The organism is Caulobacter sp. GW821-FHT09B11 (assembly GCF_059418205.1).
The window spans coordinates 1-20,599 of record NZ_JBWKPK010000007.1 but is presented as its reverse complement, the minus strand read 5'-3'; the positions used below and the strand labels follow the sequence as shown (position 1 = coordinate 20,599).

General features: G+C 66.5%; 27 protein-coding genes. 2 read left to right on the top strand and 25 right to left on the bottom strand.

Annotation, left to right across the window (positions count from 1 at the left end):
- Nucleotide 1: 1 nt before the first annotated feature.
- The 19 genes from rpsE to rpsJ are packed head-to-tail and all read right to left on the bottom strand — an operon-like array spanning nt 2 to nt 8,682.
- The gene (gene rpsE / locus AC07N1_RS06680; protein WP_110119922.1) at nt 2–607 is read right to left on the bottom strand and encodes a 30S ribosomal protein S5; all 606 of its coding nucleotides are present in this window, start codon (nt 605–607) and stop codon (nt 2–4) included.
- A 10-nt stretch (nt 608–617) separates the two neighbouring features.
- The gene (gene rplR / locus AC07N1_RS06675; protein ID WP_110119921.1) at nt 618–968 is read right to left on the bottom strand and encodes a 50S ribosomal protein L18; all 351 of its coding nucleotides are present in this window, start codon (nt 966–968) and stop codon (nt 618–620) included.
- Nucleotides 969–971: 3 nt separating this feature from the next.
- Nucleotides 972–1,505, bottom strand: a complete 534-nt coding sequence (rplF, locus tag AC07N1_RS06670; protein ID WP_494671087.1) for a 50S ribosomal protein L6 — start codon at nt 1,503–1,505, stop codon at nt 972–974.
- Between the two features lie 21 nt (nt 1,506–1,526).
- Nucleotides 1,527–1,925, bottom strand: coding sequence for a 30S ribosomal protein S8 (gene rpsH / locus AC07N1_RS06665; RefSeq protein ID WP_110119919.1), 399 nt, complete (start codon nt 1,923–1,925; stop codon nt 1,527–1,529).
- A 10-nt stretch (nt 1,926–1,935) separates the two neighbouring features.
- Nucleotides 1,936–2,241, bottom strand: a complete 306-nt coding sequence (rpsN, locus tag AC07N1_RS06660; RefSeq protein WP_110119918.1) for a 30S ribosomal protein S14 — start codon at nt 2,239–2,241, stop codon at nt 1,936–1,938.
- Between the two features lie 22 nt (nt 2,242–2,263).
- A complete protein-coding gene (gene rplE / locus AC07N1_RS06655) occupies nt 2,264–2,821 on the bottom strand; it encodes a 50S ribosomal protein L5 (RefSeq protein WP_110119917.1) in 558 nt (185 codons plus the stop codon).
- On the bottom strand, nt 2,814–3,128 hold the full coding sequence (rplX, locus tag AC07N1_RS06650) for a 50S ribosomal protein L24 (RefSeq protein ID WP_110119916.1): 315 nt from the start codon (nt 3,126–3,128) through the stop codon (nt 2,814–2,816). The genes rplE and rplX overlap by 8 nt, the downstream gene beginning before the upstream one ends.
- Complete coding sequence (gene rplN, locus AC07N1_RS06645) at nt 3,128–3,496, bottom strand: 50S ribosomal protein L14 (protein WP_058348440.1); 369 nt, start codon at nt 3,494–3,496, stop codon at nt 3,128–3,130. The genes rplX and rplN overlap by 1 nt, the downstream gene beginning before the upstream one ends.
- Nucleotides 3,497–3,515: 19 nt before the next feature.
- On the bottom strand, nt 3,516–3,755 hold the full coding sequence (gene rpsQ, locus AC07N1_RS06640) for a 30S ribosomal protein S17 (RefSeq protein WP_101715813.1): 240 nt from the start codon (nt 3,753–3,755) through the stop codon (nt 3,516–3,518).
- Between the two features lie 10 nt (nt 3,756–3,765).
- Nucleotides 3,766–3,957: a 50S ribosomal protein L29 gene (rpmC, locus tag AC07N1_RS06635; RefSeq protein WP_494608042.1), complete on the bottom strand. Its 192-nt coding sequence runs from the start codon at nt 3,955–3,957 to the stop codon at nt 3,766–3,768.
- Between the two features lie 5 nt (nt 3,958–3,962).
- Nucleotides 3,963–4,394 (bottom strand): 50S ribosomal protein L16, encoded by a 432-nt coding sequence (gene rplP, locus AC07N1_RS06630; RefSeq protein ID WP_109455088.1) that lies wholly within the window; start codon nt 4,392–4,394, stop codon nt 3,963–3,965.
- A 12-nt stretch (nt 4,395–4,406) separates the two neighbouring features.
- Nucleotides 4,407–5,156, bottom strand: a complete 750-nt coding sequence (gene rpsC, locus AC07N1_RS06625) for a 30S ribosomal protein S3 (protein WP_110119914.1) — start codon at nt 5,154–5,156, stop codon at nt 4,407–4,409.
- On the bottom strand, nt 5,156–5,536 hold the full coding sequence (gene rplV, locus AC07N1_RS06620; protein ID WP_058348435.1) for a 50S ribosomal protein L22: 381 nt from the start codon (nt 5,534–5,536) through the stop codon (nt 5,156–5,158). The genes rpsC and rplV overlap by 1 nt, the downstream gene beginning before the upstream one ends.
- A 2-nt stretch (nt 5,537–5,538) precedes the next feature.
- The gene (gene rpsS / locus AC07N1_RS06615) at nt 5,539–5,817 is read right to left on the bottom strand and encodes a 30S ribosomal protein S19 (RefSeq protein ID WP_012285669.1); all 279 of its coding nucleotides are present in this window, start codon (nt 5,815–5,817) and stop codon (nt 5,539–5,541) included.
- Between the two features lie 3 nt (nt 5,818–5,820).
- The gene (gene rplB / locus AC07N1_RS06610; RefSeq protein ID WP_110119913.1) at nt 5,821–6,657 is read right to left on the bottom strand and encodes a 50S ribosomal protein L2; all 837 of its coding nucleotides are present in this window, start codon (nt 6,655–6,657) and stop codon (nt 5,821–5,823) included.
- Nucleotides 6,658–6,660: 3 nt separating this feature from the next.
- Entirely contained in the window at nt 6,661–6,957 is a 297-nt protein-coding gene (locus tag AC07N1_RS06605) for a 50S ribosomal protein L23 (RefSeq protein WP_110119912.1), read from the bottom strand.
- Nucleotides 6,957–7,595, bottom strand: a complete 639-nt coding sequence (gene rplD, locus AC07N1_RS06600) for a 50S ribosomal protein L4 (protein WP_494671086.1) — start codon at nt 7,593–7,595, stop codon at nt 6,957–6,959. Before rplD ends, AC07N1_RS06605 begins: the two co-directional genes overlap by 1 nt.
- The gene (rplC, locus tag AC07N1_RS06595; RefSeq protein ID WP_110119910.1) at nt 7,595–8,359 is read right to left on the bottom strand and encodes a 50S ribosomal protein L3; all 765 of its coding nucleotides are present in this window, start codon (nt 8,357–8,359) and stop codon (nt 7,595–7,597) included. Before rplC ends, rplD begins: the two co-directional genes overlap by 1 nt.
- Nucleotides 8,360–8,373: 14 nt before the next feature.
- Nucleotides 8,374–8,682 (bottom strand): 30S ribosomal protein S10, encoded by a 309-nt coding sequence (rpsJ, locus tag AC07N1_RS06590; RefSeq protein ID WP_004616952.1) that lies wholly within the window; start codon nt 8,680–8,682, stop codon nt 8,374–8,376.
- A gap of 616 nt (nt 8,683–9,298) precedes the next feature.
- On the opposite strand from rpsJ, the gene AC07N1_RS06585 reads away from it, so the two are divergent.
- Nucleotides 9,299–10,054 (top strand): outer membrane protein, encoded by a 756-nt coding sequence (locus AC07N1_RS06585; protein WP_494671085.1) that lies wholly within the window; start codon nt 9,299–9,301, stop codon nt 10,052–10,054.
- A 195-nt stretch (nt 10,055–10,249) separates the two neighbouring features.
- Here the strand turns inward: AC07N1_RS06585 and AC07N1_RS06580 are convergent, their stop codons facing one another.
- The 5 genes from AC07N1_RS06580 to fdhD all read right to left on the bottom strand — a co-directional run bounded on the left by AC07N1_RS06580 (nt 10,250) and on the right by fdhD (nt 16,493).
- Entirely contained in the window at nt 10,250–11,092 is an 843-nt protein-coding gene (locus AC07N1_RS06580) for a GIN domain-containing protein (protein ID WP_494671084.1), read from the bottom strand.
- Between the two features lie 102 nt (nt 11,093–11,194).
- A complete protein-coding gene (locus AC07N1_RS06575; protein WP_494671083.1) occupies nt 11,195–12,100 on the bottom strand; it encodes a transcriptional regulator in 906 nt (301 codons plus the stop codon).
- Nucleotides 12,101–12,139: 39 nt separating this feature from the next.
- The gene (locus tag AC07N1_RS06570; protein ID WP_494671082.1) at nt 12,140–13,309 is read right to left on the bottom strand and encodes a GNAT family N-acetyltransferase; all 1,170 of its coding nucleotides are present in this window, start codon (nt 13,307–13,309) and stop codon (nt 12,140–12,142) included.
- A gap of 53 nt (nt 13,310–13,362) precedes the next feature.
- Nucleotides 13,363–15,678 (bottom strand): FdhF/YdeP family oxidoreductase, encoded by a 2,316-nt coding sequence (locus AC07N1_RS06565; protein WP_494671081.1) that lies wholly within the window; start codon nt 15,676–15,678, stop codon nt 13,363–13,365.
- Entirely contained in the window at nt 15,678–16,493 is an 816-nt protein-coding gene (gene fdhD / locus AC07N1_RS06560; protein ID WP_494671080.1) for a formate dehydrogenase accessory sulfurtransferase FdhD, read from the bottom strand. The genes AC07N1_RS06565 and fdhD overlap by 1 nt, the downstream gene beginning before the upstream one ends.
- 357 nt (nt 16,494–16,850) lie before the next feature.
- Here fdhD and AC07N1_RS06555 point away from each other — a divergent pair, with 357 nt between their 5' ends.
- Nucleotides 16,851–19,709, top strand: coding sequence for a TonB-dependent receptor domain-containing protein (locus AC07N1_RS06555; RefSeq protein WP_494671079.1), 2,859 nt, complete (start codon nt 16,851–16,853; stop codon nt 19,707–19,709).
- Nucleotides 19,710–19,819: 110 nt separating this feature from the next.
- Here AC07N1_RS06555 and AC07N1_RS06550 read toward each other — a convergent pair whose 3' ends face one another.
- Entirely contained in the window at nt 19,820–20,275 is a 456-nt protein-coding gene (locus AC07N1_RS06550; RefSeq protein ID WP_494671078.1) for a hypothetical protein, read from the bottom strand.
- Between the last annotated feature and the right edge of the window lie 324 nt (nt 20,276–20,599).

The window sequence follows — 20,599 nt, the reverse complement described above, 5'->3', positions numbered from 1 at the left end:
CTTAGCCCTCGATAGCGTCCGGAGCCGAAGCTCCGTCGGCGCGGCGGCCGAGGATGTCGCCAACCTTCTTGCCGCGCTTGGCGGCGATCTGGCGGGGCGACGATTGAACCTTCAGGGCCTCGAACGTGGCGCGAACCATGTTGTACGGGTTCGAGGAACCCGTCGACTTGGCCACGACGTCCTGGACGCCCAGGGTTTCGAGAACCGCGCGCATCGGACCACCGGCGATGACGCCCGTGCCCGGAGGGGCAGCGCGCATCATGACCTTGCCAGCGCCCCAACGGCCAGCGCCGTCGTGGTGCAGGGTGCGCGACTCGCGGAGCGGGACGCGGATCATGGTCTTCTTGGCTTCTTCGGTCGCCTTGCGGATGGCTTCCGGCACTTCACGCGCCTTGCCATGACCGAAGCCGACGCGGCCCTTTTGGTCGCCAACGACCATCAGAGCAGCGAAGCTGAAGCGACGGCCGCCCTTAACGGTGGCGGCGACGCGGTTGATGTGGACGAGCTTTTCGACGATGTCGCTGTCGACCCGCTCTTCGGGGGCGTTGCGGTCGCGACGGTCACGGCGTTGACCGCCTTCACCGCGCTGTTGGTCACCACGAGCCATTGTGTTTCCCTTAGAAGTTCAGGCCGGCTTCGCGCGCGGCGTCGGCCAGGGCTTTCACCCGTCCGTGGAAGATGTAGCCGCCACGATCGAAGACGACGTCCTTGACGCCCTTTTCGATCGCGCGCTCGGCGACGAGCTTGCCGACGGCGGCGGCCGCGTCCTTGTCCGCGCCCTTGCTGTCGGCTTCCAGGGTGGAAGCCGACGCCAGGGTCACGCCGCGTTCATCATCGATGATCTGGGCGTAGATGTTCTTGGACGAACGGAAGACCGACAAGCGCGGACGGCCATTGGCCAGCGACTTGAGACGGGTGCGGTTGCGCTGAGCGCGACGCACGGCGGATTCGCGAGGTGAGAGCGCCATGGCTTACTTCTTCTTGCCTTCCTTGCGGCGAACCTTCTCGCCAGCATAACGCACGCCCTTGCCCTTGTAGGGCTCCGGCGGACGAATGCGGCGAATTTTCGCGGCAATCTCGCCGACCGCCTGCTTGTCAGCGCCGGCGATCTTGATTTCGGTCTGCTTCGGCACGGCGAACGTGATGCCGGCCGGAGCCGCAACGTCCACATCGTGGCTGAAACCGAGCTGGAGGCTCAGGGCGGTGCCCTTCATGGCCGCGCGGTAACCGACGCCGACCAGCTCGAGGGTTTCCTCGAAGCCGGTGGTGACGCCATGCACCGTGTTGGCCACCAGGGTGCGGGACAGGCCCCACATCGCCTTGGCGCGCTTGGAATCATCGCGAGGAGTCAGCGAGAGTTCATTGCCCTCTTGCTTGATCTCGATCTCGTCGACGATGGTCAACGACGACTGGCCCTTGGGGCCCTTCACCGTAACCGTCTGACCCGCGACCGTCAGCGTGGCGCCCGCGGGGATGACGACGGCTTTCTTACCGATCCGTGACATGTTCTCTTTCCCTCCCGCGCCTTAGTAGACGCGGCAGAGGACTTCGCCGCCGACGTTAGCGTCGCGAGCAGCGGTGTCCGACATGACGCCCTTGGGCGTCGAAAGGATCGAGATGCCCAGGCCGTTCTTGATCGGCTTGAGGTCCTTGATCGACGAATAGACGCGGCGGCCAGGCTTGGACACGCGGCTGATCTCGGCGATCACGGGCTCACCGTCGAAGTACTTGAGCTCGATCTCGAATTCGGGGAACGCACCGGGCTTCTCGACGAGCGAGTAGCCGCGGATGTAGCCTTCGTCGGCCAGCACGTCGAGGACGCGGGCGCGCAGCTTGGAAGCCGGCGTCGAGACCTTGGAGCGCTTGCGCGTGGCGGCGTTCTTGATGCGAGCGATCAGGTCGCTCAGGGGGTCGTTCATCGACATATGATCGTCCTCACCAGCTCGACTTGACGAGACCGGGGATCAGGCCCTGCGAGCCCAGCTCGCGGAGCGCAACCCGGCTCATCTTCAGCTTGCGGTAATAGGCGCGCGGGCGGCCCGTGACTTCGCAGCGGTTGCGGATGCGAACCGGCGACGACGAACGGGGCAGCTTCGCGAGCTTCAGGCGAGCTTCGAAGCGTTCTTCGAGCGGCAGGGTCTCGTCGTTGGCGATCGCCTTCAGCGCGGCGCGCTTGTCGGCGAGTTGCTTGACGAGAGCCTTGACGGCTTCGTTGCGGTTGACGGCGCTTTTCTTGGCCATGTGCTTTTCCCTTCCCGCTCTCTTAGTTGACGAACGGGAACTGGAATTCCTTCAGGAGAGCCTTGGCTTCCTGGTCGGACTTCGCAGTGGTGCAGACGATGATGTCCATGCCCCAGATCTGTTCGATCTGGTCATAGTTGATTTCCGGGAACACCAGGTGCTCCTTCAGGCCCATGGCGTAGTTGCCACGGCCGTCGAAGCTCTTGCCGTTCAGGCCGCGGAAGTCCTTCACGCGCGGCAGCGCGATCGTGACCAGGCGGTCCAGGAATTCGAACATCCGGTCCTTGCGGAGGGTCACCTTGGCGCCGACCACCATGCCTTCGCGCAGCTTGAAGCCGGCGATGGACTTGCGGGCCTTCGTGGCGACCGGCTTCTGACCGGCGATCGCCGTCAGATCCTTGATGGCCGTCTGGACCTTCTTGGAGTCAGCCACCGCCTCGCCGATGCCCATGTTCAGGACGATCTTGTCCAGCTTGGGGATCTGCATTTCGTTGGTGTAGCCGAACTGCTCCTTCATCGCGGCGCGGATGCGCTCGCGATAAACGGTCTTCAGCCGGGGCTCGTAAGCTTGATCAGCCATTGATCACCTCGCCGGTCGTCTTGGCGACGCGCACCTTCTTGTCGCCTTCGATCTTGAAGCCGACGCGGGTGGGCTTGCCGTTGGAGTCCACGATGGCGACGTTCGAGACGTGCAGCGCGGCTTCCTTGTGCTTGATGCCGCCCTGGGGGTCGGCTTGGGTCGGCTTGGTGTGGCGGGCGACCATGTTCACGCCCTCCACGACAACCCGGTTTTCCTTCGGCAGGACCTGGGACACAGCGCCTTGCTTGCCCTTGTCCTTGCCGGCCAGAACGACGACGCGGTCGCCCTTCTTGATCTTAGCAGCCATTACAGCACCTCCGGCGCGAGGGAGATGATCTTCATGTGGTTCTTGGCGCGCAGTTCGCGGGGAACCGGGCCGAAGATCCGCGTGCCGACCGGCTCGCTCTGCTTGTTGACGATGACGGCCGCGTTCTTGTCGAAGCGGATCATCGAACCGTCTTTGCGCTTCAGGCCTTGGTTCACGCGAACCACGACGGCGCGCAGAACGTCACCCTTCTTCACGCGACCGCGCGGGATGGCTTCCTTCACGGAGACGACGATGACGTCGCCAACGCTGGCGTAGCGACGGCCTGCGCCGCCCAACACCTTGATGCACATGACCCGGCGAGCGCCAGAGTTGTCGGCGACGTCCAGGTTAGTTTGCATCTGGATCATGGTTTAGACCTTCCAGATATTAAGCCGAAGCCTTGGGAAGCACTTCCCAGGTCTTCAGCTTGGACTTCGGAGCGCACTCGACGATGCGAATGGTTTCGCCCGTCTTGTACACATTGGCTTCGTCGTGCGCGTGGTACTTCTTAGAGCGGCGCACGATCTTCTTCAGAAGGGGGTGGACGATGGTGCGTTCCACCTTCACCACCACGGTCTTGTCACCCTTGTCGGAGACGACGACCCCTTCGAGGATACGCTTGGGCATATCGTTCTCCTTAAGCCGCGGCCTTGGCGCGCAGCACGGTCTTGATCCGCGCGATATCCTTGCGGATTTCGTTGACGCGGTGGGTCTTCTCGACCTGGCCCGTCGCACCCTGGAAGCGCAGGTTGAACTGCTCCTTCTTCAGGTTCAGCAGGGTTTCGGCGAGCTGATCGGGGGTCATGCCCCGGATGTCGGCGATCTTCATGAGCCTCAAGCCTCCACGGCCACGCCCGCGTCGAGGCGGGTGACCACACGAGTGCGGATCGGCAGCTTCGCCGCGCCGAGGCGCAGCGCTTCACGCGCGACATCGTCCGGCACGCCGTCGATTTCGAACATGATGCGGCCGGGGGCCACGCGAGCGGCCCAGTAGTCGACGGCGCCCTTGCCCTTACCCATCCGGACTTCGGCCGGCTTGCCGGTGACCGGCACGTCGGGGAAGATACGGATCCAGACGCGGCCTTGACGCTTCATCTGACGGGTGATGGCCCGACGAGCAGCTTCGATCTGGCGAGCCGTGATGCGCTCCGGCTCAACGGCCTTAAGGCCGTAGGAGCCGAAGTTCAGCAGGGTGCCGCCCTTCGAAGCGCCGTGGATACGGCCCTTGAACTGCTTGCGGAACTTGGTTTTCTTCGGTGACAGCATAGCGCTCTATCCTTAGTCCCGATTGCGACGGCCGCGGTCGCCGCGGTCCGAGCGATCGCCGCGCTCACGCCCGCCACCTTCGCCGGCGGGGCCGGATTCGGAAGCGAGACGCTTGTCCAGCGCCATCGGGTCATGCTCCAGCACTTCGCCTTTGAAGATCCAGGTCTTCACGCCGATGATGCCGTAGGTGGTCTTGGCTTCCGCGAAACCGTAGTCGATGTCGGCGCGCAGCGTGTGCAGCGGCACGCGACCTTCGCGGTACCATTCCATGCGGGCGATTTCCGCGCCGCCGAGGCGGCCCGAAACGTTGATCCGGATGCCCTTGGCGCCGAGGCGCACGGCCGACTGGATCGAACGCTTCATGGCGCGACGGAAGGCGATCCGGCGCTCGAGCTGCTGAGCGATGGACTCGGCGACCAGCTGAGCGTCGGTTTCCGGCTTGCGGATCTCGACGATGTTCAGGTGGACGTCGCCTTCGGTCATCACCGAGAGGTCCTTGCGGAGCTTCTCGATGTCAGCGCCCTTCTTGCCGATGATGACGCCCGGACGAGCGGCATAGATCGTGACGCGGCACTTCTTGTGAGGACGCTCGATGATGATCCGCGAAACGCCAGCTTGATACAGGCGCTTCTTGAGCATCGTGCGGACCGCGAGGTCCTGGTGCAGCAGCTTGCCGTACTGGGCGCCGTCGGAGAACCAACGGCTGTCCCAGGTGCGGTTCACGCCGAGCCGCAGCCCGACCGGATTGACTTTCTGACCCATCAGGCGGCCTCACCCAGTTCGCGGACCACGATGGTGATCTCGGAGAACGGCTTTTCAACGCGCGTGGCCCGACCGCGAGCACGCGGCGAGAAACGCTTCATCACCAGGTTCTTGCCCACATAGGCCTCGGACACGACCAGCGAGTCGATGTCGAGGTTGTGGTTGTTCTCGGCGTTGGAGATCGCCGAGTACAGCGCCTTGCGGACGTCCTGGGCGATGCGCTTGTGGCTGAATTCGAGCTCGTTCAGAGCGCGCTGGACGTTCAGGCCACGGATGGACTGAGCGACCAGGTTCAGCTTGCGGGCGCTGGTGCGCAGGGTGCGCACCTTGGCCATCGCCTCAACGCCTTCAAGGCGGCGAGCTTGCTTTTGCTTGGCCATGATTATTTCCTCTTGGCCTTCTTGTCGGCGGCGTGGCCGGGGAAGTTACGGGTGGGAGCGAACTCACCGAACTTCATGCCGACCATGTCTTCCGACACGGAGACCGGGACGTGCTTCTGGCCGTTGTGCACGCCGAACACCAGGCCGACGAACTGCGGCATGATGGTCGAACGACGCGACCAGGTCTTGATGACGTCCTTGCGGCCCGACGCGAGAGCGGCGTCGGCCTTCTTCAGGAGGTACCCGTCGACAAACGGGCCTTTCCAGACGGAGCGGGTCATGGCTTAGCGGCCCTTCTTCGCTTTGTGGCGCGAACGGATGATGAACTTGTCCGTGGCCTTGTTGACGCGGGTCTTGGCGCCCTTGGTCGGCTTACCAGCCGGGGTCACCGGGTGGCGGCCGCCCGAGGTGCGGCCTTCACCACCACCGTGGGGGTGGTCGACCGGGTTCATGGCGACGCCGCGGACGTGCGGGCGACGACCCATGTGACGAACACGACCGGCCTTGCCGAGGTTTTCGTTCATGTGGTCGGGGTTGGAGACCGCGCCGACGGTGGCCATGCAGGTGTCGAGGACCATGCGCAGCTCGCCCGAGTTCAGGCGGATCTGGGCGTAGCCGGCGTCACGACCGACCAGCTGGGCGTAGGCGCCAGCCGAACGGGCGATCTGACCGCCCTTGGCGGGCTTCAGCTCGACGTTGTGGATGATCGTGCCGATCGGCAGCGTGCGCAGCGGCGAAGCGTTGCCCGGCTTCACGTCGACCTTGTCGGCGGTGACGACTTCGTCGCCGGCCTTGAGGCGTTGCGGGGCCAGGATGTAGCTCAGCTCGCCGTCCTGATACTTGATCAGGGCGATGAAGGCGGTGCGGTTCGGATCGTATTCGAGACGAACGACCGTGGCCACGCCTTGCTTGCGACGCTTGAAGTCCACCAGACGGTAGAGGCGCTTGGCGCCGCCGCCGCGGAAGCGGACGGCGATGCGGCCGTTGCCGCCACGGCCGCCGGACTTCGAGAGGCCCTCAACGAGCTTCTTTTCCGGACGGCCCTTGTGGAGCTCGCTGCGGTCGATCAGCACCAGGCCGCGCTGGCCGGGGCTGGTCGGGTTAAAGTGCTTCAAGGCCATGTCTTAGAGCCCCGTCGTGATGTCGATCGACTGGCCTTCGGCCAGGGTCACGATCGCTTTCTTGACGTCGGAACGGCGTCCGACGATGCCGCGGAAGCGCTTGGTCTTGCCCTTGGTGACCAGGGTGTTGACCTTGGTGACCTTGACTTTGAACAGCTCTTCGACAGCGGCGGCGATTTCGTCCTTCGTCGCGTCGGCGGCCACCTTGAAGACAACCTTGTTCAGCTCGCTGAGCAGGGTCGACTTTTCGGTGATCACCGGCGACAGGATCGTGTCGTAGTGGCGAGCGGTGGCGGCCATTAGGCGGCTTCCTTCTCAGCGAAACGGGCCGAGATCGCTTCGACCGCGTCCTTGGTCAGGACGAGGGTCTGGCGACGCAGCACGTCGTAGACGTTCAGGCCGGCGTTCGGCAGCACGTCCACGTTCGGAATGTTGCGGGCGGCGAGCTTGAAGTTCGCGTCCACTTCCGGACCGGCGATGACCAGGGCGTTCTTCAGGCCGATCTTTTCGAAGGTGGCGCGCAGGGCGGCCGTCTTCGCTTCGGTCAGAACCACGCTGTCCAGCACGACCAGCGAGCCGGCCTTGGCCTTCGACGACAGGGCGTGACGCAGAGCCAGAGCCCGGATCTTCTTGGGAAGATCGAAGGCGTGGCTGCGGACGACCGGGCCGTGGGCCTTGGCACCGCCGACGAACTGAGCCGCACGGCGCGAACCGTGACGAGCGCCGCCGGTGCCCTTCTGCTTGTACATCTTCTTGCTCGTACGAGAGACCTCGTTACGAACCTGAATCTTGTGGTTGCCCGAGCGGCGCTTGGCCAGCTGCCAGGTCACGACGCGCTGCAGGATGTCGCCGCGGATGTCTTCGATGCCGAAGATGGCATCGTCGAGATCCACGGAGCCGGCCTTGCCGCCGTCAAGTTTGATGACGTCGAGTTTCATTAGCCTTCGCCCTCTTCGGTCGTCGCCGCGGGGGCCTCTTCAGCGGGGGTTTCAGCAGCCGGAGCAGCTTCACCAGCCTTACGGAAAGCGCCCGGACGCGGCAGATCGGCCGGAGCGGCCTTCTTCACGGCGTCGCGGATCTTCACGTAGCTGCCTTCGTGGCCGGGGACAGCGCCCTTGACCAGGATCAGGCCGCGCTCGACGTCCACCTTCCAGACGGTGACGTTGAGGGTGGTGACGGTTTCTTGACCGAGGTGACCAGCCATCTTCTTGCCCGGGAACGTACGGCCCGGATCCTGGCGGTTACCGGTCGAACCGTGCGAACGGTGCGAGACCGAGACACCGTGGGTGGCGCGGAGACCACCGAAGTTCCAGCGCTTCATGGCGCCGGCGAAACCCTTACCGACGGTGACGCCCTGGATGTCGACCTTCTGGCCGGCGACGTAGTGGTCGGCGGTGAATTCCGCGCCCACTTCGATCAGAGCGGCTTCTTCGACGCGGAATTCGGCGACGATCCGCTTGGGCTCGACCGAGTTCTTGCCGAAGTGACCACGTTGGGCCTTCGAGGTGTTCTTGGGCTTGCGAGCACCGGCGCCGAGCTGCAGGGCGGTGTAACCGTCCTTCTCGACCGTGCGCTGAGCGATAACCTGGCAACCGTCGAGCGACAGGACGGTGACCGGCACGTGTTGGCCAACTTCGTCGAAGAAGCGGGTCATGCCGAGCTTCTTGGCGATCAGGCCGGTGCGGTTAGCGGGGAGAGTCATCAGTTCGGCCCTCCTTACAGCTTGATTTCGACGTCAACGCCGGCCGACAGGTCGAGCTTCATCAGCGCGTCCACGGTCTGCGGAGTCGGGTCAACGATGTCGAGAACGCGCTTGTGCGTACGGATCTCGAACTGCTCGCGCGACTTCTTGTCGACGTGCGGCGAGCGGTTGACGGTGAATTTTTCGATAAGCGTGGGCAGGGGGATGGGGCCCCGCACCGTCGCACCCGTGCGCTTGGCCGTGTTCACGATCTCGCGCGTGGAATGATCCAACACGCGGTGATCGAAGGCCTTGAGCCGGATGCGGATGTTCTGACGATCCATATCGCTCGGTTTCCTAGTGGGCTGCGCCCGCGTCTCGAACCATTTCAAAGACCAACCCGGACTCCTCTTTCGAGACGTCCGAACGCAGCGTCCGCAAAACAAATTGGCCCGCGCAGTCGCCTGCGAGGGCCGGTGATCCACAACCTCGCCGTCCTCCGAGGAGAACCCTCCTCTGGATGAGAAGGACGCTAGGGTACGGGTCGCTTGCGAACCGCGTTTGAGCCCTGAAGCTCACAGCCGGTCCAACAGAGGGGCGCTTTTACGTGCCTGAATCGGTTTCGTCAAGCGCCCCGGGCGGGGTTTCGGAAGGGTTTGATTAATACTTCCCTACCGCTCGCCACGCCCCTTAATGGAGGCGGCGAAAACAAGGCGCCAAAGAGCATTGTTCACCTTCCAACGCTAGATGGTCACAATCTTTATGCGCGACCCGCGCGTATAGGGACGGAATTCGTGCCTGCAAGTGTAGTATTTGCGCACCATCCGGCCTTGAACGATCAGACGAAGCCTTGCGGCCGTCATCGAACCTTCATAGATCCGCCCCGCTCGCCGGACGGGAGGCCCTCCCCCAAAACGACCGCCCGCCGGCGAGCCCACATGAGTAAGGGGATTACCCACTATGAAGACCCAACTGTTCGCCGCCGCCGCCATCCTGGCCGTGGCCGTTTCGGCTCCCGCCTTCGCCCAGAACATCGGTTCGGTCGGCGCCGCCGTGAACTACAACAACCTCGACACCAACGTCGTCAACGCCGACGGCACCTCGGTGAAGATCGACGGCTCGGTCGCCGTCCCGACCGGTTCGTGGACCGTCACCCTGAACGGCGACGTCTCGATCTCGGACAACGACATCGCTGACGAAACCGTCGCTTCGGGCGCCGCCCACCTGACCACCACGGTCGGCGACGGCTGGCGCGTCGGCGGCTTCACCGCCCTGTCGCGTCCGCAGAACGACACCCTGTGGGCCGTCGGCGCCGAAGCCCAGAAGTACCTGGGCAACGTCACCCTGACGGGCCTGGCCGCCTACGGCCAGTCGAACGACCTGGACGCCGACCTGTGGACCGTCCGCGGCACGGCCAACTACTTCGTCTCGGACGACTTCCGTCTGGACGCCGGCCTCGGCTACTCGAAGATCGACTCCTCGATCGACGCCGACGCCTGGGACGTGAACCTGGGCGGCGAATACAAGTTCGCCAACTCGGGCTGGTCGACCTTCGGCAAGTACACCCACACCGAATCTGAAGACCTGGCCGACCTGAAGTCGGACGCGGTCAAGGTTGGCGTGCGCTACACCTTCGGCGGCAGCCTGAAGGCCCGCAACGCCGCTGGCGCCGATCTGGCCCAAGCCGGCGACCTGTTCGGCTTCGGCGTCCGCTAAGCGGAAGCCCGGACCTTCCCCCTTCTTGGGGGAAGGTCCGACCGATCGTCCGCGGCGCGTGCCCACGCGCCTCAAGGGCCCCGCCCTCCCCCCTCCTCCCAAAGGCGGGACCCGACGGACAGCAAGACGCCCCGGAGCGAAAGCTCCGGGGCGTTCTTCTTTATATGGGGCTACGTGGGTGCGCGGCCGGTCGGCTTACTGGCCGATATAGATGTTGCCAGAGCCCATCGACGACTTCTTGACCGGGCCGTTGACCTTGGCGACGCGGACGTCGCCCGAGCCGGCCACCGACAGCGACACCTTGTCGGCCTCGCCGCCGAAGTTGACGTCGCCGGAGCCCATGATGCTGACGTCGAGGTCGCGGGCCCGGCCCTGGGCGATCTTGACCCCGCCCGAGCCGGCGATGCTGACGTCGATGTCGCCGCCGCGGATCGCCGCGGCCTTCACGTCGCCCGAACCGGCGATCGCCACTTCCAGCTCGCGCACTTCCTGCAGGCTGATGTCGCCGGCGCCGGCCAGGCTGATCTCGACCCGGTCGGCGTTGCCGGCCTTGGTGTCGCCCGACCCCGCCAGGCTGATCTCCAGCTTGCCCTTGGTGTTGGCCACCGTCCAATCGCCGCAGCCGGCGTTGGCCAGCTCGACGCTGTCGCTGCGGCCGATGCTGCCGTAGACCGCGCCGGAAGCCCCGAGCGAGACGTTCTGCGGCACGCGGACGACCACCTGCGGGATGTCTGCCCACTTCACGACACCCAGATCGCGCACCTTCACCGAGGCGGTCTCGCCCGAGCCGTTGCAGCTCTGGATGCGCTTGAGGTGCAGGTTGCCGTCGATGATCGTCTGGCCGCCGACGACGCGGACCTCGAGCGGCAGCGAGGAATTGCGGGTCAGGAACTCGACCTTCACGTCGTTGCGGGCTTCGGGAATGACCACGACGCGGGCGACGGCGTCCTTGATCTTCACATTGGCTTCGGCGGCCGAAGCGGTTCCGGCCAGGGCCAGGACGGCCGCGCCGGCGGCCAGGCTGATCATTTCGCGCATCTGTTTGTCCCCTCGGATGGCGTTGCGTTGAGGGAACGCTAGTCGGCGAGACCCGCCAGGACGACTTAAATCGAGGTCATGACGCGGTTGTCACGTACCCGATCAGGCAGCCTTCTGGGCGTCGCCGATCTCGAAGGTGCGCTCGAAGGCCTTGATCCGGTCCTCGACAAGCCGCAGGCGCTTGAGCCCCAGCGAGGCCGCCCAGAGGCCGGCGCGGGCCGCCATCGGCGTCTTGTCCATGGCCGCCACCGGCAGGCCCCAGCGGCGCAGCACGCCGTTGGCGTAGTGCGCCCCGTTGGTCAGGCGCGAGCCCCAGGTCTGGTAGTCCACCGACAGCGAGACGTTGAACGTGCCCAGGTTCTCGATCCTGTGCGGCGCATGCAGCGGCCAGGCGGCGGCCATGCCGGGCTCGAGGTCGTAGACCACGGCGCCGGCGTCCATGTCGCGGCGATAGGGCAGGTCCTCGGTCTGCTGCTTGAGCAGAATATTCTCCATGCCCTGCTGGGGCATGTGGGCCTCGTCGGGCGGATAGATCCAGATCCGCTTGCGGCCGCGCAGGTGGAACAGGATCACGCCCGGCGCGTCGGCATGGAACGGCACCTTGGCGCCGGGGGCCGACATGATCAGCTGGCCGTTCAGCTGGACGGGCGAGAAGCCCCTCGCCTCCCCGCCGATCTCGGCGAAGGCCTGCTTCATCAGCGGGGTCAGGGCCGGATACCAGGCCTCGGCCCGGCGCAGTTGCACCCAGATGCGGCCTTCCTTGACCCCGGCCAGCACCTCGCGGCCCGGCAGGCGGCCGCGGGCGCCGGTGCGCATGGTCGCCTGGCCCTCGGCGTCGAAGTCGAAGAGGTTGATGTCGTAGAGCTCGGCCGGATAGGCGTCGAGCAGGCGCGCCAGGGCGTCGTCGTCGAACAGGCCGGTTTCGGCGAGGTTGTGACGGAAGGTGACGGGGGCCTTGCGGAAGCTCTGGATCTGGTCGGACGACCAGGGCGCGACGAGACGGGTCATTGGCGTTCCTCCCTCACTTCTAGTCCGGGGCGTCATGCCCTAGTCGGCCAGCAGGCCAAGGCTCACTCCAAGTCCGATGACGCCGATGCCGGCGCCCAGGCCCGCGCCCACCTTAGGATGGCGACGGCCAAGGCCGGTGACGAAACTGGCGCCGCCCTTGACCTGGCCGAACAGGCCCGGCTCGCAGGCGGCGATGCGGTCGAGGCGGCGCGCCAGGCGCTTGCCGACCTCGTCGATGCGGTCGACGCCGGGCGCGCCCTTCAGGTGCGCCATCAGCGACGGCCGGACGGCGATCGCGCCCTCCAGCACAGTCTCCATCGGATCGGCGAAGTCTTCCTTGTAGGCTTCCTCGCTGGGACCGAAGTCCACACGCGCGATACCGCGCTCGGCCGCGACGCGCAGGGTCTCCAGCGTCATCAGCGCGCCCGGCGAATAGCGGGCGAAGGCCGGGTCGTAGATCGGGAACCACAGGTGATGGCGATCGCCGGCGGTCAGGCCCAGTTCGGCGGCGACGATCGTTCCCCCCGCCCGCAGCACCGCCAGCCGCAGGCCGAAGTCGGGCGCGTCGTGCTCGGCCAGGCGCAGCAGCAGGTCCTGGGTCCAGCCACAGGCGAAGATGTCGTGCTGATGGGTGCGGCGGATCTGTTCGCGCTTCTGGGCGACCAGCCATGCCAGCAGATCCGGCGCCGGGCGCTCGAAGGTGAAGACCGTCTCGCCGTGGTCGCGCTCCAGCGCGCGGGCCCGACGGCGCTTGTCCTTCAGGAAGGCAGCGCTACGGCCGGCCTGGTAGGCCTCGAAGCCGCCCAACAGGTCGGCGGCCATGGCGCGGCGCACCGAAAGTTCGCCGGCCGGCTCGCGGCTGACCAGGCCGCTGACCCGCATGCGCTCGGCGCCCAGCAGGCCCAGCACGGCGGAAAGCTCGACGTCGGGCTCGGCGACCAGGCCGTGGAAGTCGCTCATCGGCGCGCCCAGCGGCTGCAGGAGCGAGCCGCGTCGCTGGAACGGCAGGAAGCCGACGATGCGGCCGCCGCGCTCCAGCACCGCGATCCGCGCGCCCGGGGCGCAGTCGGCGGCCGTCTCTATATAGCGAAGGTCGAAATAGGGACCGCCCAGCAGCGGATCGGCGGCGCGCAGGGCGTTCCAGCGCGCGCGCTCGGCCGCGCCGAGATCGGCGGCCGCAATGACCCGCGCCTGCAGTGTTCTGTCCACCGCCTCTGCTCCCTCGTCCTTGCGGACAACGCCGGACGGTGGAGACGGCCTCGTCAGCCGCCGTGCAGCGATAGCCGCACCGGCGCCGACTTGTAGGCCGGCGTACCACTTCGCCGGTCGTGATCCTCCAGCGCTACCAGAGCATTGGTTTCCGGATAGTATGCGGCGACACACCCGCGCGGAATTTTTCTAGCGACAGCCGTAAAGGCGCGAACGACTCGCGCTCCGGTTTCATCGAAGGCGGCGGCCAGATCGATGGCGTCGCCCTCGCGGATTCCGCGCTCGGCCAGGTCGTCAGGATGGACGAAGACCACGTCCCGCCGCCCGAACACGCCGCGGTAGCGGTCGTTCTCGCCATAGATGGTGGTGTTGTACTGGTCGTGGCTGCGCAGGGTGGTCAGCAGCAGCACCGAAGCGTCGCCCTTGCGGGGATCATCGAGCCCCGGGTGGGTGAGGAAGTTGGCCTTGCCCGAGGGCGTGTTCCACTTGCGCTCGGCGTGCGGCAGCGGCAGGCGGAAGCCGCCGGGCTGGCGCACACGAGTGTTGTAGTCGGTGAAGGCGGTGGGGAAGACCCGTTCGATCAGGTCGCGGATGCGGTCGTAGTCGGCGATCAGCCCCTCCCAGTCGACCGGATCCGCCTCGCCCAGAGCCGCGCGGGCGATTCCGGCGACGATGGCCGGCTCGGACATCAGGTGCTCGGAGGCCGGTGGGTTCAGGCCACGCGAGGCGTGGACCATCGACATCGAGTCCTCGACCGTCACCGACTGGCGCACCCCGCCCTGTACGTCCATCTCGGTGCGGCCCAGGCACGGCAGCAGCAGCGCCTCGCGCCCGACCAGCAGGTGGGTGCGGTTGGGCTTGGTGGCGATGTGGACGGCGAGGTCGACCTTGCGCATGGCCGCGTAGGTGCGCAGCGGGTCGGGCGCGGCGACCGCGAAGTTGCCGCCCAGGCCGACGAACACCCTGATCGCGCCCGCCTCCATGGCCTCGATGGCCTCCACCACGGTGTGGCCGTGATCGCGCGGCGGTTCGAAGCCGAACACCTGGCCCAGGCTGTCGAGCAGCGCCGCCGAAGGCTTCTCCCAGATGCCGACCGTGCGGTCGCCCTGGACGTTGGAATGGCCCCGCAGCGGACAGATCCCCGCCCCCGGCCGGCCCATGTTGCCGCGCAGGAGCAGCAGGTTGACCAGCTGCTGCACGGTGCTGGACGAGTTGCGGTGCTGGGTCAGGCCCATGCCGTAACAGAGGATGACGGCGCTGGACCGCGCATAGATGGCGGCGGCCTCCTCGAGTTCCGCGCGCGACAGCCCGCCGACGGCGACGATCTCGTCCCAGGACGCGGCGTCGATCTGGGCGGCCAGGGCCTCGAAGCCCGCCGTGTGCTCGGCGATGAAGTCGTCGTCGAGGATCGCCGGCTGGCCGGCCTCGCGGGCGGCGCGATCGAAGGCCAGCACCGCCTTCATCAGCCCCTGCAGCACGGCTGCGTCGCCGCCGACGTTCACTTGATAGTAGCGCGAGGCGATCGGGGTCGAGGACAGGGTCGCCATCTCGACCGGATCCTGCGGCGAGGCGAACCGCTCCAGGGCCCGCTCGACCAGCGGATTGAAGGCCATGATCGTCGCGCCGCGCCGCGAGGCTTCGCGCAGGGTGGCCATCATCCGCGGATGGTTGGTGCCGGGGTTGTGGCCAAAGCACAGGATCAGGTCGGCGTGGTCGAAGTCCTCGAGGCTGACCGAGCCCTTGCCCATGCCCAGCGAGTCCGGCAGGCCGACGCTGGTCGGCTCGTGGCACATGTTCGAGCAGTCGGGGAAATTGTTGGTGCCGACCTTGCGGCCCAGCAGCTGGAACAGGAAGGCCGCTTCGTTGCTGGCCCTTCCCGAGGCGTAGAACTCGGCCTGGTGCGCATTGTCCATGGCCCGCAAGGCCGCGCCGGCGCGGGCGAAGGCCTCGCTCCAGGCGATCGGCAGGTAGCGGTCACTGGCCGGGTCATAGGCCATGGGATGGGTCAGGCGGCCCAGGTCCTCGATGGCGTGGTCGCTCCAGGTCAGCAGTTCGCTGACCGTGTGGGCTGCGAACACCTCGGGCGTGGCGCGCTTGGAGGTCGCCTCCCAGGCCACGGCCTTGGCCCCGTTCTCGCAGAACTCGAACGACGAGGTATGCTTGGGATCGGGCCAGGCGCAACCGGGGCAGTCGAAGCCCTCGGGCTGGTTGGCCCGCATCAGGGTCTTGCCGCCCTCGACCACGGTTTCCTGGTCGGCCAGCGCCCCGGCCACGGCCTTCAGCGCGCCCCAGCCGCCGGCGGGACCGCCATAGGGCTTCACGCCGGGGATCTTGCCCCCTTGGACGGGATTGTCGGCGTCGTCGGCCATCACGCTTGCTCCAGAACCGTCTCGACCAGGCGGTCGGGCCGGGAAAACACCATGTGGCCGTCGGCGCGGGCCAGGGCGACCAGGGTCAGGCCGGACTCCTCGGCGCGGCGCACGGCCAGGTCGGTCGGCGCCGACACCGCCACGATCATGCCCGCGCCCATGCGCACGGCCTTCTCGACCATCTCGAACGAGCAGCGGCTGGTCACCAGCACGAAGCCGGCTCCGGCGTCGCGCCCTTCGCGGGCCATGGCCCCGGCCAGCTTGTCCAGCGCGTTGTGGCGGCCGACGTCCTCGCGCAGCAGCACGAGACGGCCGTCGGCGTCGCAGAAGGCGGCGGCGTGGGTGGCCCGGGTGCTGCGCCCCAGGGCCTGGGCGTCTTCCAGATTGGCCAGGGCGGCCGTCACCGCCTGATGGGCGACGCGCACGCCCTCCCCCGCCGGCGGCAGCGGGCGGACGGCGTCGGCCAGCCGCTGCACGCCGCAAAGCCCGCAGCTCGACCGGCCTTCCAGGTTGCGCGGACGGGCCTTGCGGCGCGCCGCCCCCTCGACCAGGCGGATGTCGACGAGCACGCCCAGCGCGTCCGGCTTGACCTCGACCGACAGGATGTCCTGCGGCCGGGCGACGCCTTCGGTGATGGTGAAGCCCCGCGCCAGATCCTCGACCTCGGCCGGAGTGGCCATCAGCACGGTGTGGGGACGGCCGTCGAACGACAGGCCTATGGCGGTCTCGTCCGGCGTCCAGCGATCGGTGGGTCTGGACCGCCCGGATGTGCGCCATTCGAGAGCGGGACGCAGGCGGGCGGAAGCATCGGACATGAGGAAAAGACTACCGTTTAGGCGCCGGCGCCGCCATGGCGAAACGCGGACACGGGGTGTGGCCTTCCCGCCACGCGCGCCCACATTGCCGAATGATATCGACGAACCCGAATAACGCCGGTTTGTTTCACTTGTCGCAATATATATTGCCGCAAATAATCCGAAGCCATCAACTGTACGTCTGTATACGATCGTACCATACCTTCGTTTATTCGATGCTGTAATTCATATACATTTTACAGAACCGTCACCTCACAATTGAGAAACAAAAGGTCCCCATCCCTGGCCTCAGGGCGGAATTTTATTTCGCCATCATGACCATTGCGGCGACGCTTTGGCGAATACTGGGGACTATGAATGGCTAGAAATACCTATCTTCTGAGCGCGTCCGCGCTCGTCATCGCCATGACGGCAGCGCCGGTGCTGGCGCACGCCCAGACGAACGACGAGCCGGCCGCGGTCGAGGAAGTGGTCGTCACCGGCTCGCGCATCGCGCGCCGCGACTACGTGTCCAACAGCCCGATCATGACCATGGATCAGGCCGCGATCGAGAAGACCGGTTCGGTCACCGTCGACACCCTGCTCAACCAGATGCCGCAGTTCGTGCCGGCCGTGTCTTCGACCTCGAACAACCCGTCGAACGGCGGTCAGGCCAACATCGACCTGCGCGGCCTGGGGAGCCAGCGCACGATGGTGCTGCTCGACGGCCACCGCGTGGTTCCGTCCAACTCGGACGGCACGGTCGACATCAACATCATCCCGCAGACCCTGATCCAGAACATCGAGGTGATCACCGGCGGTGCCTCGGCGACCTACGGTTCGGACTCGCTGTCGGGCGTGGTCAACTTCAAGCTCAACAAGAACTTCACCGGCCTGCTGTTCGACGCCCAATACGGCGAGACCGAGCGCGGCGACGGCAAGGAAAGCTCGCTGGCCTTCGCCGCCGGCGGCAAGTTCGCCGATGACCGCGGCCACGCCGTCCTGTCGGTGGGCTACACCCAGCGCGGCGAGGTGTTCAACGCCGCCCGCGACTTCGCCAAGATCTCGGGCGCCTCGTCGACCACCCCGTACGGCCGCTACGACGCCACCGGGACCAACCTGCCCACCCAGGCGGCCATCGACGCCGTCTTCGCCAAGTACGGCGTCACCGCCGGCACCGTGAAGGCGAGCGCCAACCTCGGCTTCAACAACGACGGCACGCTGTTCTACAACGGCGTCAACTACACCGGCTCGACCGCGATCGACTATTCGACGATCCCGGTGAACGGCACCTACAACACCGGCGCGCTGAACCTGATGCAGCTGCCGCTGACCCGCTACTCGATCTACAGCGCCGCCGAATACGAAGTGAACGAACACGCCGAGTTCTACGGCTCGTTCGCCTTCACCCACTATGACTCGCGCACCCAGCTGGCCCCGTCGCCGGCCGCCAGCTCGACCGGCTTCTCCGTGCCGGTGACCAACCCCTTCATCCCGGCCGACCTGTCGACCCTCCTGGCCAGCCGCGCGGACCCGACCGCCGACTTCCTGCTGCGCAAGCGCTTCACCGACGTCGGCGCGCGGATCTCGCAGACCACCTTCAACGTCTTCCAGATCGCCGGCGGCGTTCGCGGCGACACCGGCTTCAAGGACTGGACCTACGACCTCTACGCCTCGTTCGGCCGCTCCGAGCAGAACGAGATCCAGTCGGGCAACGTCAGCCACTCGGCGGTCCAGACCCTGCTCGACGCCTCCGACGGCGGCGCCAGCATCTGCGACGGCGGCTATGACCCGTTCGGCAACAACGCCCTGTCGGACTCGTGCCGCAGCTACATCTCGCGTACCACCAAGAACTGGACCGCGGCCGACCAGCGCGTCGTCGAGCTGAACTTCCAGGGCGGCCTGTTCAACCTGCCGGCCGGTGAAGTCCGCGCCGCCGTGGGCGTCGACTACAAGTTCGACAGCTTCCAGTACGTGCCCGACAGCCTGCTCTCGACCGGCGACGTCGTGGGCTTCAACGCCGCCGACGCCATCAACGCGTCGACCGACGTCTACGAACTGTACGGCGAAGCCCTGGTGCCGATCCTGAAGGACCTGCCCTTCGTCAAGGAACTGAACCTGTCGCTGGGCTACCGCCTGTCGGACTACGAGACGGTCGGCAGCGTCGGCGCCTACAAGATCGACGGCGACTGGGAAGTCTTCGACGGCTTCCGTCTGCGCGGCGGCTACCAGCGCGCCGTCCGGGCCCCGTCGATCGGCGAACTCTACTCGCCGCAGAACCAGGGCTACCCGGCGATCGACGAGGATCCCTGCGCGATCGACAGCTCGGCCCGCACCGGCTCCAGCGCCGCCAGCGTCCGCACCCAGTGCCTGGCGCAGGGCGTGCCGTCGGCGATCATCGACAGCTACACCTACGCCAACGGCCAGATCAACGCCCTCAGCGGCGGCAATCCGGACCTGCAGGAAGAGACCAGCAACACCTTCAGCGTCGGCACCGTCTGGACCCCGCGCCTGGAGAACCCGCTGTTCGAAAAGCTGTCGCTGTCGGTCGACTTCTACTCGATCGACATCAAGGACGCGATCGGCACCATCGACGCCTCGACCGTGCTGGAGAAGTGCTACAACGGCGACGCCAACGCCTCGTACTACTGCAGCCTGTTCACGCGTAACACCTCGACCGGCGAAATCGACACGATGACGCTGACGAACCTGAACCTGGCCGAGTTCAAGACCTCGGGCGTGGACTTCCAGGTCGACTGGGGCTTTGGCCTCGGCGCCGTCGGCCTCGACGACAAGTACGGTTCGATCAAGCTGAACCTGGTCGGCACCTGGCTCAACACCTTCAAGATCCAGAGCCTGCCGGGCGAGGAATTCGAGGAGCTGAAGGGCACGATCGGCAACACCTCGATCAGCTCGGTCGCCGTGGCCCACCCCGAGTGGAAGCACGCCACCACCCTGACCTACGCGGTCGGTCCGGTGGATCTGGGCGTCCGCTGGCGCTACATCGGCGAAATGACCGACGCCGCGGTGGCCACCCAGAAGATCAAGGCCGTCAACTACTTCGACCTGAACGGCACCTGGCGCGTGACGGACACCTACTCCATCCGGGGCGGCGTCACCAACCTGGCCGACAAGGATCCGCCGACCTTCACCTCCTACGTCCAGGCCAACACCGACCCGTCGACCTACGACGTGCTCGGCCGCCGCTTCTACGTGGCGATCAAGGCCAAGTTCTAAGACCGGGCCTCGAGCCGGATTGAAGACGGGGCGGCGGGTTCGAAAGGACCCGCCGCCTTTTCTTTTGCCCGAACCGGCGCGGTCCTCCCGGGGAAGGCCGCCGGCGCCGTCTAGTTCATCATGGCCCGCGCGCGGTGCTCCACGCCGTCGAGGGCGGCCTCGACGTTCTGCGCCGTATCGAGCGACTGGGCGAAGACCTGCAGGTCCGCGGTCGTGATCCTGCGGATGTCGTTGCTGCGCGCCCACTCGTGGCCGACCAGGCGTCCGACCCGGCAGGCCTTGGCCGCGACCTGGGCCCGGCGCGCCGCCGGCGCCCGCTGCACGAGGTCGGCCACCTTGCCGTTCCAGGTAGGCTCGCCCGCCATGCAGAACGGCAGGCCGATGCAGTCGCCGGTCCAGAAGCGGCGGTACCAGAGAGCATGCAGCTGGTCATCGAAGGCCGGCGCGGCGCGGGCCGTGCACGGCGGCTTCACATAGGTCTGGGCCTGGGCCGCCCCGGCCAGTCCCCCCGTAGCGGCCGCCAGCGCCAGCACGGCGCCTCGGGCAAGTTTCGAAATCTCGATCATGGCAGCCCCCCCCAATCTGAAGCTGTACAATGAAACCACAACACGCAGAGCGTGACCAGAGATGGCCTAGCGACCCTCCCCTTCAGGGGGAGGGTCTGGAGCAGCGAACCTCCCCCTCTGGGGGAGGCGGCCGAAGGCCGGTGGGGGGATGGTTTCAGCTTTCGAGATGGCGGTCGGCTTCCCACTCACTCCCTCCACCGATCGCTGCGCGATCGCCTCCCCCACAGGGAGAGGTTCCTTAGGATGCGGACACGGCTTCTCAGGCTCCCGCGCGAAGGCGCGTTAGGTCGGGGAGGCGCGGAGCGGCCGGGCGGAGCCCGGAGA

Coding starts and splice junctions, on each gene's coding strand:
- AC07N1_RS06585 (WP_494671085.1), top strand. CDS start 9,299: ATGAAGACCCAACTGTTCGCCGCCGCCGCCATCCTGGCCGTGGCCGTT.
- rplF (WP_494671087.1), bottom strand. CDS start 1,505: ATGTCACGGATCGGTAAGAAAGCCGTCGTCATCCCCGCGGGCGCCACG.
- rplE (WP_110119917.1), bottom strand. CDS start 2,821: ATGGCTGATCAAGCTTACGAGCCCCGGCTGAAGACCGTTTATCGCGAG.
- rplR (WP_110119921.1), bottom strand. CDS start 968: ATGGCGCTCTCACCTCGCGAATCCGCCGTGCGTCGCGCTCAGCGCAAC.
- rplX (WP_110119916.1), bottom strand. CDS start 3,128: ATGGCTGCTAAGATCAAGAAGGGCGACCGCGTCGTCGTTCTGGCCGGC.
- rplN (WP_058348440.1), bottom strand. CDS start 3,496: ATGATCCAGATGCAAACTAACCTGGACGTCGCCGACAACTCTGGCGCT.
- rpmC (WP_494608042.1), bottom strand. CDS start 3,957: ATGAAGATCGCCGACATCCGGGGCATGACCCCCGATCAGCTCGCCGAA.
- rplB (WP_110119913.1), bottom strand. CDS start 6,657: ATGGCCTTGAAGCACTTTAACCCGACCAGCCCCGGCCAGCGCGGCCTG.
- rplD (WP_494671086.1), bottom strand. CDS start 7,595: ATGAAACTCGACGTCATCAAACTTGACGGCGGCAAGGCCGGCTCCGTG.
- rpsN (WP_110119918.1), bottom strand. CDS start 2,241: ATGGCCAAGAAAAGCGCCGTCAACCGCAACGAAGCCGTCAAGGCTCTC.
- rpsH (WP_110119919.1), bottom strand. CDS start 1,925: ATGTCGATGAACGACCCCCTGAGCGACCTGATCGCTCGCATCAAGAAC.
- rpsJ (WP_004616952.1), bottom strand. CDS start 8,682: ATGGATCGTCAGAACATCCGCATCCGGCTCAAGGCCTTCGATCACCGC.
- AC07N1_RS06575 (WP_494671083.1), bottom strand. CDS start 12,100: ATGACCCGTCTCGTCGCGCCCTGGTCGTCCGACCAGATCCAGAGCTTC.
- rpsS (WP_012285669.1), bottom strand. CDS start 5,817: ATGACCCGCTCCGTCTGGAAAGGCCCGTTTGTCGACGGGTACCTCCTG.
- AC07N1_RS06565 (WP_494671081.1), bottom strand. CDS start 15,678: ATGGCCGACGACGCCGACAATCCCGTCCAAGGGGGCAAGATCCCCGGC.
- rpsQ (WP_101715813.1), bottom strand. CDS start 3,755: ATGCCCAAGCGTATCCTCGAAGGGGTCGTCGTCTCCGACAAGGGTGAC.
- rpsE (WP_110119922.1), bottom strand. CDS start 607: ATGGCTCGTGGTGACCAACAGCGCGGTGAAGGCGGTCAACGCCGTGAC.
- fdhD (WP_494671080.1), bottom strand. CDS start 16,493: ATGTCCGATGCTTCCGCCCGCCTGCGTCCCGCTCTCGAATGGCGCACA.
- AC07N1_RS06555 (WP_494671079.1), top strand. CDS start 16,851: ATGGCTAGAAATACCTATCTTCTGAGCGCGTCCGCGCTCGTCATCGCC.
- rplC (WP_110119910.1), bottom strand. CDS start 8,359: ATGACTCTCCCCGCTAACCGCACCGGCCTGATCGCCAAGAAGCTCGGC.
- AC07N1_RS06605 (WP_110119912.1), bottom strand. CDS start 6,957: ATGGCCGCCACCGCTCGCCACTACGACACGATCCTGTCGCCGGTGATC.
- AC07N1_RS06550 (WP_494671078.1), bottom strand. CDS start 20,275: ATGATCGAGATTTCGAAACTTGCCCGAGGCGCCGTGCTGGCGCTGGCG.
- rplV (WP_058348435.1), bottom strand. CDS start 5,536: ATGGCCAAGCAAAAGCAAGCTCGCCGCCTTGAAGGCGTTGAGGCGATG.
- rpsC (WP_110119914.1), bottom strand. CDS start 5,156: ATGGGTCAGAAAGTCAATCCGGTCGGGCTGCGGCTCGGCGTGAACCGC.
- rplP (WP_109455088.1), bottom strand. CDS start 4,394: ATGCTGTCACCGAAGAAAACCAAGTTCCGCAAGCAGTTCAAGGGCCGT.
- AC07N1_RS06580 (WP_494671084.1), bottom strand. CDS start 11,092: ATGCGCGAAATGATCAGCCTGGCCGCCGGCGCGGCCGTCCTGGCCCTG.